Annotated in this window: 1 protein-coding gene (running past one end of the window); it reads right to left on the bottom strand. The window is 69.7% G+C overall.

Going from position 1 to position 15,594, the window contains the following annotated elements:
* Window positions 1–15,594 carry the 5' portion of an LEPR-XLL domain-containing protein gene (locus ACPCJR_RS10540; RefSeq protein ID WP_423479146.1) on the bottom strand. It extends 30,501 nt beyond the left edge of the window, so only the first 15,594 of its 46,095 coding nucleotides appear in the window; the start codon lies at window positions 15,592–15,594; its stop codon lies off the left edge, out of view.

Here is a 15,594-nt window from a genome sequence, read left to right as displayed (position 1 = left end):
CGTGATTTCCGACGAGCCGGTCGCCGTCACCGTGAGTCCGCCGCTGCCGGTCGTGGTGATGCGGCTCGCATCGACCGTTGCGCTGACCGAGCCGAGGATCCGGTTCGAGGCGAAGGCACCGCCGCCGGACACGCCGACGCCGGCCGAGCCGCCGCCCGCGATGCTGATCGCCGCCGCCGCTGCCGCCGCGTTGATGCGGCCGGCGCGCGAGGCGCTGACCGAGACGCCGAGCGGTCCGGTCGTGCGCAGGAGGGTGTCGGCGTTCTTGATCGCCGCTTCGACGTTGCCGGCGATGCTGTTGAGCGCCAGTGTGAAGCCGACCGCCACGGAGACGCCGGCCGCGCCGCCGCCCGAGCCCGCGAGCGAGGCGGACCCGGCGAAGGCGTCGATCGTGGAGATGTCGGAGGCGCGGACCGAGACGCTGCCGGCCTCGATGCCGGACGCACCGTCGCCGTCGACGACGGCGCGGGTTGCCACCGCGATGGCGTTCGTGACCGAGACGCCGGCTGCCGAGACGCCGACGCCGGCCGAACCGCCGCCGCCGATGGAGGCCGCTGCGGCGGCCACCTGAGCGGCGATCGCCTGAGCCGAGTTCGCCCCGACCGTCAGCGCGCCGCTCGTCTTGACGCTGCTGCCCGTGAGAAGCGCCTCGACGACGGAGCCCTGGGTCGCGGCGGCGGTATCGACGCGGTTGCGTCCCTCGCCGGACGACGTCCAGTCGCCGATCTGGTTGGCGGCGATCGCCACGCCGATCGCCACGCCGACGCCGGCCGAACCGCCAACGCCGACGGCAAGGGAGGCCGCCGCGACGAGAGCCGAGATCTTCGACGTGGCCGCGGCGGTCACGGTGACGGTGCCGCTCTGCGTGATGGTGCTGGCGGCCATCACGGCCCGGGTGACGGGGCGAATGGTGTTGAAGGCGAGCGCACCGCCACCGGCGATGGCGATGCCGCCCGATCCGCCGCCGCCGATGCTGACGGCGGCCGCGGTCGTCGTCCCCGTGATGGTCGCGTTGCTGAGGGCATCGACCAGGACGGCACCGGTGCCGGCGTCGATCCCGTCGCCGACGTTGTTCACGCTGGCCCGGGTGGCCGCGTTGATGGTGTTGAGCGCGAGCGCGAAGCCGATCGAGACCGCGACGCCGTTCGAGCCGCCGAAGGCGGCGCTGACCGCGGCGGTGAGCGCGTTGGCGGTGATGCTCGAGGTATCGGCCGCCCTCACGGTCACGGCGCCGGCCTCGATCGCGTTGCCGCCCACGCCGTTGCCCTCGATGAAGGCCTGCGTGGTGACACCGATGGCGTTGATGACGGCCGTGGCGCCGCCGCTGACACCGACGGCATTCGAGCCGCCGCCCGCGAGGCCCGCCGAGATCGCCGCGATGTTCGCCTTGATGACGTTCTTCGATGTCGCCTCGACGCTCAGCGCGCCCTTCGCATCGACGCCGACGCGGGTCAGGGACGCCTCGACGACGGTGCCGCCGTTGTTGGCCAGGGCGTAGCTGGTGTTCGCATCGGTCCCCGTCGAGGACCAGACGCCGATGCGGTTCTCGGCGATGGCGGCGCCGAGCCCGACGCCCGCGGCATTGCTGCCGCCGACGCCCGCGGCCAGGGACGCTGCCAGGATCGCGGCGTTGATCGCGGCCGAGGCCTCGGCCTTGACGCTGATGGTACCGCCCGCGCCGGTCGTGGTCAGCGTGCTCTCGCTCGCCTGCGCACGGGTGCTGGTGGTGATGACGTTGCGCGCAAAGGTCACCGCCGCGCTGACGGGAACGGCGTTCGAGCCGGATGCGGCCACGGCGATGGCGGCCGAGGCGGCGTTCGCCGTGATGGCGCCCGCCGATTTGGCGGAGATGAGGATCGCGCCGACGGTCTGCAGGCCGCGACCGACGTTCTTCACATTCGCCGAGACATCGTTGGCGATGGAGTTGAGCGCGATGCTGCCGCCGACGGCGATCGAGACGGCGTTGCCGGACGCGGCGGCGAGCGAGAGGCTCGCCGAGAGCGCCTGCGTCGTGATGGTCGAGATGTCCTGGGCCGAAACGGTGGCGCTCGCAGCCTGGAAGCCCGGCGTCGCGCCGGTCTTGTCGCCGTCGATCGAGGCCGCGACCGCGAGGCCGATATTGCTCATCGCGAAGGTGCCGCCGACGCTGACCGCGCCGGCCTTGCCGCCCGCGACGGTGACGCCGGCCGCGATCGCGACGATGTCGGTCGTGATGGTGTTGTTGGCGCTCGCCGCGACGGAGAGCGCCCCCGTCGTGGTGACGCGGCTGCCCACCAGGGTGGCCGAGACGTTGGCGCGGCTCCCGAGCGCGGGCGCCTCGCTCAGCGTGTGGGCGGACTCGTCGTAGGCGGTCCAGGCACCGATCTCGTTATAGGCGATGGAGATGCCGAGCGCGCCCGCGCCGCCATCGCCGGCCCCGCCGCCGATGGATGCCGCGGCGCCGACGACGAGCGACTTGATCGTGGCGCTGCTGCTTGCCGAGACGGCGACATCGCCCTTCGCGTCGATCGATGCGTTCTGGCCCGTGGCGGTGGTGCTGCTGTTGATCTTGTTGACCGCGGCGACGCCGGCACCGGAGACGGCGATGCTCTTGTCGGCGCTCGCGCTCACCGCGACGCTGGCCGCTGCGGCGCGCGTCTCGATGGTACCCTGCCGCGTCGCGTCGATGGTCACGCCGCCGGTGAGGGTCGTGACGTCGGCGTTCTTCACGGTCGCCGTGACGTTGCCGCCGATCTCGTTGATCGCGACGCTGGCCGCGAGGGCGACCGCGACCGACTTGCCCTGGCCGAACGAGCCGGCCACCGAGGCCGCGCCGACATCCGACGAAATGGTCGATGCGTTCTTGGCGGACACCGCGAGGCTGCCCGCCTCGATGGCGACAGACGCGCCGTCCGCCGCATAGAGCTCCGCCGTGGTGGCGACGTTGACGGCGTTGCGCGCGCCCGAGCCACCGAGGCTCGCCGTGCGCGCGTCACCGGTCCCGCTGCCCGAGACGCCGACCGAGACCGTCACGGTCGTCGCATCGATATCGGCCTTGGACTCGGCGCGCACGCCGACGGCGCCGGTGGACCGCACCGGCGTGCCGGCCACCGTGGCCCGCACCGCCGTGCCCGAACCGCCGATGACGTTCTGCGCGGCGGAGACGCCGAAGGCGACGCCCGTCGCCTTGCCGTCGGCCGAACCGGCGAGGGTGATCGCGGCCGCGCCGGACAGCGCGGCGATCTTGGCGCTGTCCGTGGCCGAGACAGAGAGACTGCCGACCTTGGCGCCGCCATTGGCGCTGTCCCCGACCTTGGAATCGGTGATCTCGGCGATCGTCGATCCCTTGATCGTGTTGATCGAGAGCGCGCCGCCCCCGCTCACCGAGGCGCCATCGCCCTTCGAGGAGACCTGCGCGCCGACGGCGGCGGCGTAGGTCTGCGCGAAGATGTCGGCGCTGCGGTTCGCGGCCACGGCGACGTCGCCGAGGGTCGCGAGATTGGCGACCTGCGTGATCCGCGCGGCCACTTCGCTGGTGATCGAGTTGTCGGCGAGCGACAGGGCGATGGCGAGGGTCGACTTCGAGGCGGTGTTGCTCGCATCCGCGCTCAGGTTGGCCGAGAGGCCGAGGGCGACGGAGGTCGCCCGGATGACGGCGGTGTCCGTGGCCGAGACGTTGATCCCGCCCGCGCCGGAGGTGACCGCGTCGTCGCTGCTGCCGGTGCCGTCGATGACGGCGGAGGCCGAGGTCACGACCTTGTTGCGCACGAACAGTCCGCCGCCGGACAGCGCGACGTTGCCGTCGGTGCTGGAGCCGCCGGAGCTGCCGCCCGTCGAAACGCCGACCGCCATGGCGGTGGCGAGGGTCCGGGCCTCGATCCGGCCGCCCGATTCGGCCTCGACCGACACCCGGCGCCCGGCCGCCAGCCGTGACTTGGTGACGTTCGCCTTGACGTCGAGCGAGCGCGCCTTGTCGGCCGCGAGGCTGCTGGTGCCATCGACCGGGATCAGGCTGAGGTTGTAACCGATCATGTTGAAGGCGAGCGAGACGCCGATCGCCACCGCCTGGGCCGTGCCCTTGCCGACGATGACGGCCGCCGCGGCGGCCTCGACCGAAGCCGTGATGGTGGCCGCGCTCTTGGCGGAGACGGTGATGTTGCCCTGGCCGTCGGTGACGCTCGGAGCCTGGCTTCCGGACGCGGTGATCCGGCTGTCGGCGATCCGCGCCTCGACGCCGCCGAGGATCGTGTTGACGCCGAAGGCGCCGCTGCCGGACACGCCGAGATTCTTGCCGTCCTCGGTGCTCAGCAGCACGGCGATGGCGGTGGCCGCGACCTTCGCGGTGATGGTGGCGGTGTTGGCGGCGGTGACGCTGACATCGCCCGCGCTCGCCGTGAGGTCGCCGATCCGGTCGAGGCCGGCTTCGAGCACGACGTCGAGGATGGTGTTGCGGGCGAAGCTCGCGGCGACGGAAATCGAGCGCGTGGTCGTCGCGGTGCCGGTCCCGCCGGTGTTGCCCGTATTGCCGGTGTTACCGGAGGTGTTGGTGCCGCCCGAGGCGCCGCTCGTGTCGGGCATGTTGTAGACCACCGCCGTGACAGGAGCCTTGACCACGGCGTCGACGGTGGACGCACTGCGGGCGTTGACGGCCACGCCGCCGGCCGCCTTGAGGCTCGTCACGTCGGCGATGGTGGCGGAAGTGCCGACACGCACGAAGTTCAAGCCGGCAACGGCACCGACGGTGGTCGCGGCCGAGCCGATCGAGGTGACGGCGTTCTCGATGGTGGCGTTGATCGTCGCCTTGGACAGAGCCTCCACCGAAACCTTGCCGATGGCGTTGATCGGCTGGCCCGAGATCGAGGCGGTCGCGGCGAACTGGCCGCCCTTGGTCATCTGGCTGTCGAGATCGATCCCGACGAGCAACTCGGCGAGGTCGAACACCGCGTTGGTGCTGGGGCTGCCGATCTTGTTGAAGGCGGCGGTGATGCCGACGGCGGTCTCGCTCGAATCGACCGTGCTGTCGATCGTGGCGGTGATCGCGCCGGTGTTGCGGGCGCCCACCGCGACGTTGCCGACGGTCGTGTTCGCGGCCGCGTCGCCGAGCGGGCTGCGGTCGATCGTGGCGGTGCTCGCGCCCATCACGACGTTCGAGGCGATCACCGCCTGGGCCGCGACGGAGTGCTTGTCGCCGGCCTTGGTGCCCGGCTTCAGCTTCGACTCGACCTTGCTGTTCACCGTCGCGGTGATCGCGCCCTTCTGCTCCGCCTGGACGCTGATGTCGCCGGCCTTGACGACGGTCATGCCGGTGAGCGTCGCCGTGGCGGCGCTGCGCACGTCGTTGGTCACGAGAATGCCGCTGACGGCGACGGCGTAGGGCTTCGACGGGGTCTGGCCGCTGGTGGTGTTCGCGTTGTTGGCCGGCGGCGTCGCCGAGCCGGCGACATCCTTGCTGTCGCCGAGGTTGAGCACGCCCGGCGGCAGGAACTTCACGAATTCGCGAAGATTGTTCTCCCGCCAGCCATTGGCCTCCGTGTAGCTCTCCGTCTTCAGGTCGGAGACGAGCTTGGTGTCGCCGAAATAGACGTAGAGCTTCTCGACGCCACCGACCTTCGCGAACACGATGTCACCGAACGTGACGGTCTTCGAGCCCGATTCGGTGGTGTAGGTATAGTTGCCGAGGATCTTGTCGGCGAAGTCCTGCAGCACGCTCGGCTTGGTGAGGCTGGCGATCGCCGAGAGGTTGTTCAGGGAGGTGATGCTGCCGTTGCTGGTCGCCGAGATCGTCACCGCGCCGGCGGCGTCGAGCGTCTTCGTCGGGTCAATGGCAGTGCCGGCCGCGTTGCTGCTGTCGATCCGCGCCACCGCCTCGGAATTCACGAGGTTGCCGGAGAGCGCGAAGCCGATCGCGTAGGCGCTCGCATCCTTGAGCACCGCCTGCGATGCGCTGGCCTTGTTGGTGAGCTGGGCGTTGATCGACGCGTCCGAACGCGCGGTTACGGCGAGCGTGCCGCTGGCGTCCGTCGTCGTGACGGTGCTGCGCAGGATTTGCGCGCGCGCGCCCGACGGGTCGGCGTCGTTGCCGCTGCCGGCGGCGATCAGCGGCTGCCCCGTGATCGTATCCGCGGCGCGGAACAGGACGTTCTGCTCCTTCCAGCCGATGGTGTTGAAGGCGAGCGTGATCGACACCGCGCCCTGGTCGCTGGAGGTCGCGGTCTTGGCCGTGGCGTCGATGGTGGCGGTGTTGGTCGCATCGACGGTCATCCCGCCGCCGGTGACGGTGCTGTCGACGATCTCGGCCCGCGCCGTGCCGAGAACGGCGTTGGTGGCGATGATGCCGCCGAGCGCGAGACTCGTCGGCTGGCTCTTCGTGCCGAGCGTCCGGTCCGTCGAGGGATCGGCCGGCGTGGTCGGGGCCGGAGCAGGGGTGCCGGTGCCGCTCGTCGGCTTGTAGGAACTCGCCGACTTGACGTTGGCGGCGCTGTCGGCGGTCGCCTTGATCGTGGCGGTCTCGCTCGCCTGAACCGTGACCGTGCCGCCCGCCTCGGCGGTGACGCCGGTGATGCGCGCGACGGCGTCCGCGTGGACGCTGTTGAGCACGACGAGGCCGCCGATCGCGAGCGAGGCGGAGGGCTGCGCCGCGACCGTACCGGTCTTGGCAGCGTTGTTGGCCGACGGGTCGCCCGTGGGTGCCACCGTCTCGGTCGAAGCCGTGGCCGGGGCCGGCGTGGTCGTGCCGGTTCCTGTCCCCGTTCCCGTGCCGGTGGTCGGCAGCTTCAGGCCGTCCGGAATGAAGTTGGACTCGAGAGCGCGCTTCCAGAGGAGCTTGTTGGTGTAGTCGGTGGCCGCGAGGTCGATCTTCGCGTCGCCGCCCATGTAGATGAAGATGTCGCCGGCCTTGTAGGCGCTGGACTTGTCGGCGATCAGCTTCCACTTCGCCCCATCCGTGAAATCCGGGTCGCTCGAGCTGATCTCGACCAGGACGTCGGCGCCGACATACTTGTAGATCTTGCCCGAGAAATCTTCGATCGTTTCGCCGGTCTTGACCGTGATTTCGCCCTGTCCGGCCTTGTAGGTCGGCTTGGCATAGCCGTCCGCGATCCGCACCCGCGTGCCGAAGGTGACGTCCTGCGCGTTCGCGGTCTTCGGAAGCTGGCCGTAGGCCGAGAGGTCGATCGCGCCGATGCTGTCGGTGCTGAGGCCGAACGGCTTCAGGAAGCTGTTCAGGCCGTCCTTCAGCTCCAGGATCTTGCCGGCGGTCTCGATGACCGCGCGATCGACGGCGACCTGCAGGCGGATCAACTGACCGACGCTCTTTTCGGCCGGGTCGGCGCTGTTGCGCAGCGCGGCCTCGTCGAGATAGCCGAGGCGCGCCGCCTCGGCAGCGACCTTCAGCGCCTCAAGGCGCGCCGCGTCGGCAGCGGCCTCGTCGCCCAAGGGTGCCGACAGCGCGCCGGCCGCCGCTGTGATCCGCGTCGCGAGTCCGGTCTGGTCGGTGCTCGGGATCTTGGTGAGATCGATGCCCTCGAGCCCATCGACGAGGGTCTTGTTGATCTTGTCCAGGAATTCCGCGGTAACCTTGCCTGCCCTGAGTTCGAGCAGCTTCGTCTCGACCTGCTTGAGCAGCGTCGCGGGGCCGGCCTGAAGCTCCTCGATCAGCCCCTTCACGCGGGTGATCTGCGCGGTGACCTTCTCCTCGAAGGCCAGCAATTCGGCCGGTGCCCAGTCGGCGCGGTTCTTGACGATGTTCGACTGGATCGTGGCCGACTGAACCTCGTTCGGGTTCGTCGAGAAGTCCGACGGCAGGTACTTGTTGAGCTTGGACTGATTGGTGACGGCACCGCCGTCGCTCTTCGTGACGGTCGAGCTCGTGACGATCTGGACGTTCGAGGTGATGCCGGCCGCATCCGTCGCCGTGACGGCCAGAGCGCCGCCGGCCGTGATGTCACGGGTAACCCCGGTGTTGTCGATGAGGGCGACGGCGCTGCCGCTCACCTTGTTCGAGACGAGAACGACACCGAAGCCGGTGCCGGCGCCGCCCGAGACCATCGCGACATCGGCCGAGGAGGTCGCGGCATTGCTGACGGTCGCGTTGATCTTGGCGGCGGAGGTCGCCGAGACGGTCAGGTCGCCGCCGGCCTTCGCCGAGGATTGAACGATCGTCGCCTTGGCGCCCGCGCCGATCTCGCCGCCGAAGGCTCCCGAGATGGCCGACTGCCCGATCAGCGTGTCGATGGCGTTGAAGAGCAGGTTCTGGGTCTCGTAGCCGACCGAGTTGAACGCGAGCGTCACCGCGCCGGACACCCCCTGGCCACCCGACGTCGTCGATGACGCCCGAATGCGCGCATCGACACCGGATTCGTTCTCGGCGCTGACTTCGAGGTTGCCGGTCGTGGATTCCACCGTCGACCGCAGCACGCTGGCATCGGCGCCGCCGCGCACGACGTTGGTGGCGGCGATGCCGTTGGCCGCGATGAGCGTACCGCCACCGGTGCCGCCGCTGGTGCCGGCCGTGCCGGTCTTCGACTGGAAGGAGGTGCCGCCGGACGACGTCACGGTGCTGAGGAGGGTGGCCGAGATGTCGGCGGCATCCGCGGCATGGACCGTCAGGTCCAGAGCGGAGGTGACCGTGGCATCGGTGATGCGGGCGCCCGCGCCGCCGGTCACCTCGTTGAACACGATGAGGCCGCCGAAGGCCTTGGACGACGAGCCGGGCGTGCGGGCGGTCGGGGTCGGAGCCGTCGAGCCCGCGGCGGGCGTCGGCGGCGCCGGCGGGTTGGCCACCGTATCGAGCTTCGGCATGACCGTCTTCGCGGCAGCCGGAATCCAGTTGTCGCTGGTGTAGTCCTCGCCGTGGAGCGTGACCCGCGTGTTGTCCGCCCCGCGCCAGATGTAGATCGTGCCCTTCTCGCCCTTCGAGAGGGTGTCGGTCTTCGAGAGCAGCACGCCCTGGCCGGCCATCATGTCCTGGAAGCCGCCGTTCGACGTGTACCGTGCCTTCTGGCGCGTGATCGTCGTGGTGCCTTCCGCCGTCTTGATGGTGGTCGTGTCTTTGTCCAGGGTGTCGCCGGTCGTGGTTCCGGGTGTCGTGCCGGTCGCCGTCGGCTTGGTGGACACGATGGCCCCGTCATCGACCGCGAACCAACGGGCCGCGTTGGTGTAATCCTCGGTTGCGAGATCGACCGAGGCATCGGACGCCGCGACGAAGATGAAGACCCGTCCCTTTAGGGTGGGCTCCTCGGTCCGCTTGGCGTCGGTGTTCGAGCTCGATCCGGCCGGCGCGGTGAAATCGGCCGCCAGCCGCACGCGGTCGCCGGCCTTCAGCGCCTTGGTGCCGGACTTCGAGGAGTAGTCGTAGATGTTGAGGGCGGTGGCGACCGCCTTCTTGGCCAGTTCGGCGACGCTGCCGGAGACCGACGACGCACCGATCATCGTGCTGGTCGATTCGATGCCGGCCTGGTTCTTGGCCGAAACGGTCACGGCGCCATCGGTCGAGGCGACGGTGGCGGCGGTCTGAGCCGGAGCCTGAGCGGCGACGGTTTCCGCGCCGATGAACGCCTCGGCGCGGGCGCTGACCTTGTTCATGGCGAGCACCGCGCCCGCGGAGATCCCGCGCGCACCGGTTTCCGCCTTGTGGACGGTTTCCTCGGAATCGGCCTGCTCGGCCTTGTTGCCGGCCTCGGCCGTGATCTTGGCTTGGCTGTCGGCGGTGACGGAGACGTCGCGCTTGGCCGTGACCGTGGAGGCGGTGATGTAGGCCTTGGCGCCGGCCGGGTTTTCCCCGTTGGTGGCGGTGGCGATGAGCGGATCGCCGACGATCGTGTCGACGGCGTTGAAGAGCGGGTTCTGCTGCCGGAATCCGACCGTGTTGAAGGCGAGCGTGAAGCCGACCGCCGTCGTTTCGCCGGCAACGGACCCGGCCGCACTCGCCTCGATCGTCGATGTGTTCTCGGCGGAGACGCTGACGCCCCCGTCCTCGCTCGTGACGGTGCTGTCCTTGACGTAGGCGAGCGCGCCGTTCTGCACGTTGTTGGACACGAGCACGCCGTTGGCGGCCGAACCGCCCTCGGCCTCGACCTCGCTCTCGTCGGTGGCGTTGATGGACGCCTCCGATTTCGCGCTGACGCTGACGTCACCGGTGGCCTGAACGGCGGTGTTGACGATCCAAGCCTTGGCCTGACCCGATACGTCGTTGCGGGCGAAGATGCCGCCGAGAGCCATCGCCGAGGATTTCGCCGCCGCGATCTTTCCGGTCGGAGCGGCCGAGCCGCCGGTCGCACCCGGCACGACGTTGGTGGCGTCGAGCTTCTTCCAGAGCGCGAAGTCGGCAAAGTCCCGCGCCGTGTTGCCGAGATCCTCGGCGGCGGTGAAGTCGGCGCCCATGTATTGGTACACCGCGCCCTTCTCGCCCTTGCCGGCCCAGCTGTCGCTGAGGCGGATCTTCTCGCCGAACTTGACCTGCCGGCTGCCGGACGCGGTGGTGTAGGTGTACTCGCCGAGCAGCGCCTCGGCGTTCTTGCCGAGGCCGCTGACCGAGCCGGTCTTCTCGGACGACGCCGAGGCCGCCAGGGCGGTCTCCGCCTCGATCCCGACCGTATCGGTGGCGGACACCGTGACGTCCGTGCCCGAGACCGTCTTGGTCCGGGCATCGATCACCGCCTCGGCGGCGCCGCTGACGCGGTTCATCGCAACGAGACCGGAGACCGCCAGGGAGTTGACGCTCGCGGCCTTGGCCGCGGCGGTGACCTCGTTGCTCAGGGTCGAGGCGATCGTGCCGGCCGACTCGGCCGTCGCGCTGACCGCGCCCGTGGCCGTGACCCGGGTGTTGGTGATGCGCGCGCTGGCCTGCGCCGTCGCCGGGTTACCGAGATTGGTCCCGACCAGGGCGTTGAGGGTGTCGAAGCCGAGATTGCTGCTCTCGTAGCCGATCGCGTTGAAGGCGAGCTGGATGCCGCCCGCCCGTGCCGTGGTGGTCGGCGCGGTCGTTTGCCCCGATCCCGTCGTCGGCGTCGGAGTGCCACCGGTCGAGCCGCCGGCGGCGGGATCGGCCGCGGCGTCTTCGGTACCGGAGGGGCCGCTCGACAGCGCGGTGATCTGCGCCTGGACTTCGGCCTCGATCGAGCCGGTCGTCTTCGCCTCGACCGCGACCGCGCCGTCGTCGCCCGCGGTCGTGACCTCGGAATCGGTGATGGAGGCGTCGGCTGCCGACTGGATGGTGTTGGTCGCGATCACCGCGTTGATCGCGAGCGCACTCGAATTCGACGTGCTGGACTTGTCGAAGGCCGAGGTCTGACCCGGAACCGTGCTCGCCGTCCCGCTGCCGGCCGTGCCTTCGGCCGTCTCGCCGGTCTGCTCCCGGATCGTGGCGATCGCCTCGACGGTGGCATCGGCCTTCGACGTGATCGTCGCGCCGCGCTCGGCCGCGACCACGACGCCGCCATTCACCTTCGTCGTGGCGGTGGAGCCGCTGATCGCGGCGGTGACGCCGCCCTTGATCTCGTTGCGCACGACGATGCCGCCGGCCGAGGTGCCGCCGGATCCGGTCGTGTTGGCCGGCGCGGCCTCTGTCTCGCTGACCCGGCGCCAGAGATCGCGATTCGAGAACGTCGCCGTCTTGAGGTCGAGCTTGTTCGCGGCGGTGCGATCCGCGCCCATATAGGCGTAAACGTCACCCTTCGCGCCGATCAGCTCCCAGCTCGGGCCCGTGAAGTTCTCCTTCGACAGGTCGATCGAATCCGACGTCGCCGGTGCGGTCGGCGTCTTGATGTAGCGGTAATAGGAGCCGACCTCGCCGCTGCCGGCCGGATGGCCGGGGCTCACGAGGACCACATCGCCCGTCGTGACCGCCTTCAGCGTCGGAGCCTTGCCCGGCGTCGTGCCGCTCTGGGCCTGCTTCGTCGTCGACGGCAGGTTGGACTTGATCGCGTCGAGGGTGCTGACGGTCTTGATCGCCTGCTCGCCGAGCAGGGTCGAGAAATCGACGGCCACGCGCTGGCCGAGGGTGATCGCCACCGGCTGGCTCGCGCTCAGCTTGTAGTCGGACTGGATCTGCGGCTGCTTCGTCGGCAGTCCGCCGTCGCTGGCGGCTTGGCTCGACGCCACGAGCTTCACGTTGGCGTTGATCGTCGACAGGTCCGTCGCGCGGACGCCGAGCTCCCCCCCGCTCGTGATGGTTGCGCCGCTGATCACCTCGGCGGTGGCCGAACGGTTCATGCGGTTGGTCGCGATCAGGCCGCCGATGCTGCGCGAGCCCGCGCTCGTCACCGCGCCCGGCTCGCTGCTCAGCGTCGCCTTGCCGAGGAAGGTCCGGGCCTTGTTGATCGCCGTGCGCGTCGCCTGGGCCTTCGCTTCGTCGAGACGCGACTGCTCCGGGGTCGAAACGGTCACGGTGTTGCTGACCGTGGCGTTCACCGTGCCGGCGCTGATCGCCTTCACTCCGACGCCGCCGGCCGTTGCCGCGACGGTGGCCGCCTCGATCCGTGCACGGGTCGCCTGGGTGGCGGCGAAGGTGAAGAACCCACTGCCGAGAATGGCGTCGATGGCCATCCCGACGACCTTGTCGGCGAGCTTGTCGCTGCCGGTCAGGCCGTCCGGCCGGTAGCCGACGATGTTGAAGGCCGCCGCACCGCCGATGGCCGTGCCGCCGGATTTGCTTTCACCTCCGACCGAGGTCTGCACCCGTGAATCGATGTTGGTCACGTCGGACGCGTTGACGGAGATGTCGCCGGTCGCGGCGCTCATGCTTCCGCCGCGGACGGTCGCCGTGGTGCTGCCGAGCACGATGTTGACGGCGTAGGAGCCGGCCACGCCGAGCTTGCTCGCCGCGACGACGGCCTTCGCGTTGGTGGTCAGGTCGAGGGCGTTCTGCGCGGTCAGCGCAACACCCTGCGCGCCCGTGACGACCGAATCCGTGACGGTCGCCGTGATGTCGCGCTCGACCGTGTTGACGGCGGAGCTGCGGGCGATCCCGATCAGTTCGCGCTTCGTCTCCTCCGCGTCGCTCTCCTCCTCGAGGGTGTCGGTCCGGATCGGCTCGACGATGGCCTGCGCCTTGGTCGCATCCATCGCGACAACGGAGATGGCGCCGCCGGTCGCGGTCAGGCGCGCCGTCTCGACGACGGCCTTGGTGGAGCCGGTCAGCAGGTTGCGGGCCTGGACGGCGCGCGACTCGATCGTGGTGTCGTTGGTGGCCGCGACGGCTAGGGACGCGGCCGCGACGGACACGCCGCGCACGGCGACCCGCACGGTATCGTTCACGTTGATCTGGGCCGCACCGGCCTTCATCGGCGCGGGCAGCGAATTGTCGGTCTCGCCGTCGCCCGCGACGAGGCCCGTCTCCGGGTTGGCCGGATCGGTCGCGTCGGTGGCGGCGCGGATGCGCACGGCCAGACTACCGGCATTGGCGGCATGGATCCCGGCGGCGCCCTGCGCCGACACGAGGGCGATATCGCCCGCGGCGGGCGCGCCGGCGGGAAGGCTTCCGGCGGCCGGCACGCCGAGATCGACGCTCGTGAGGCGCGTGACGGTCTGCGTGCCGGTCAGGCCGAACACGTTGAGGATGTTGATGGCGGCCGCGGCCTTCGCGGCCGCGCTCGCCGCAGCGTCGAGCGCCGGGTCGTCGAACTGGAACCCCGGCACCGCCGTGGCATCCCGTGCGACGAGCGTGATCGTCGAGTCGGTCTTGTCGTCGGCCGAAATCTGGAGCGCGAGGGCAGGATCGCTGCCGGCGATGGTGCCGGGGCCGGTCTGCTTGATCCGCGGGTCTGTGCTCACCGCACTCGGAGCGACCGTCACCTGCGTCGTGTTGTTGATTGTCGTCTCGACCGATTTGATCAGGGCCTTGGCTGCGAGTTCGGCGGGCGTGAAGATGTCGCTGAAGCTGCCCTCGCCCTTGATCGCGCTCTTGACCTTATCGAAGGTGCCGGCCGCGGCGTCGGTCACCGTCAGGACGCCGGGCAGAACGAGCCCGATGGCCTTCACGTCGACCTTGGCCACCGTGTTGGCGGCGATCTTCACGGTCCCGCCGTTCACCGCCCCCTTGGCACCGACGGCGATCGTCGAGCTGTTGGTCTGTCTCGGCGTGACGCTCTTGAGCTGCGACGTCAGGGTCGAGGTCAGCGTGACGGCGTTGTTGACGTCCGTGGTCAGGACAGCGTCGCCCGTCCCCGCATCGACCGTACCGGCGAGGGTGATTCCGGCGAGCCCGTTGGCGGTGACGCTGATGGTCGAGGTGTCGGCCGGCGCCGTATCGGCGATCGCGATGTCGCTGCGGACGGCAACCTTCACGCCGGTTCCGCGGATGACGGCCCCGTCGTTGACGGTGACAGCCATCTGCGCCGTCGCGCTGCCGGAACGATCGAGTCCGGATGTGGTGAGGACGGGCGTCACGGTCGCGTCGGCCGCGATGGTGACTTGGCCGCTGGCCGACAGGGTCTTGCCCGTTGCGACGCTCAGTGTGTTGGCCCCCTCGCCGCCTTTGAAGACGATGCCGAGATCGCCCGCCAGCGCGCTCAGGTTGGCCGATACGGCGATGCTGTCGTCGCCCGCGCCGCCATCGAAGGTGACGGCGAGATTTCCGGACGCTGCGTTGAGATCGGTGTCGAAGACGATCCTGTCCGCGCCCGCGCCGCCGCTGATCGTGAAGGAGGGGGCGGGCGGCAGGCTGGCCAGGTGGAGCGTGTCGTCGCCGCTGCCCAGGATCACGCCGAGGCTCGTGGTCGGCGCGGTGAAGGCAAGGCTGCCGAAGGTCGCCGCCGAGGAGCCGCTGGTCTTGGCCAGCGTGTAGCTGCTTCCGCTGCCGGACAGCGTCGCGTCGATGCTTCCCGCCACGATCGACGAGATGTCGAGCTGGAGGCTCTTCTTGCCGCCGCCGAACGTTCCGCTGAGGCTGCCGCTCGCGCCGACCGTCAGCGTGTCGTCGCCCGCAGCGGCACCGACGAGGTTGGCGACGTTCGAGAAATGACCCGCGAACTTGCCGGACGCGATCTCGCCGGAATTGACGCCCGTCAGCTTGAACTCCGCACCCGAACGCGCGGCGCCGGTCGGCGTGTTCAGGAGGGAGATGGTGTTGTCGAGATTGTTGTTCGGACTCGCGCCGGCACCCGTCGGATCCGTGAAGGCGAGAATCGGCTTCTGCGTGTTACCGAGAAGCTTGAAGGAATCGGCATCGACCGTGATGGCTTCTTTGCCGCCCGATCCTTGAAGTGTGTAGGCTTGGTTTGAACTCGCATCGATGATGCCGAACGTATGGAGCGGGTTCGTGCCTTGCGTTCCATTCGTGTAATCGAAGACTTGGATGCGCTGCACCGTCTTCGTGGTGCTGTTGATCGTTTCGTCGCGCTGGATCAGCTTGACGAGAAGCTGATGCTCGACGGTCGCAGCGTCGGTCGGTGCACCGATCTGATAGGTGATGTCGGAGTTGAGAAGAACGCGCGGCTCCAACGGATCGAAAATCAGTCGATCGCGGTTGAAGAGCTTTCCGGCCTTCGTCTTCAGATGCAGGACGAGTTGACGCTTCGACGGGCGCGCGGCGCGCGGCGTCTCCACGGCCATGCGCGCACGGTCGCGGCGGCGGAACAGGGGACCCCAGAAGCCTTCCGACTTGAACGGAAAAGCCAT

The sequence above is a fragment of the Methylobacterium sp. NPDC097929 genome, assembly GCF_049543375.1.
Taxonomy (GTDB): Bacteria; Pseudomonadota; Alphaproteobacteria; order Rhizobiales; family Beijerinckiaceae; genus Methylobacterium.
This window is presented reverse-complemented; position numbering and strand designations above follow the sequence as displayed.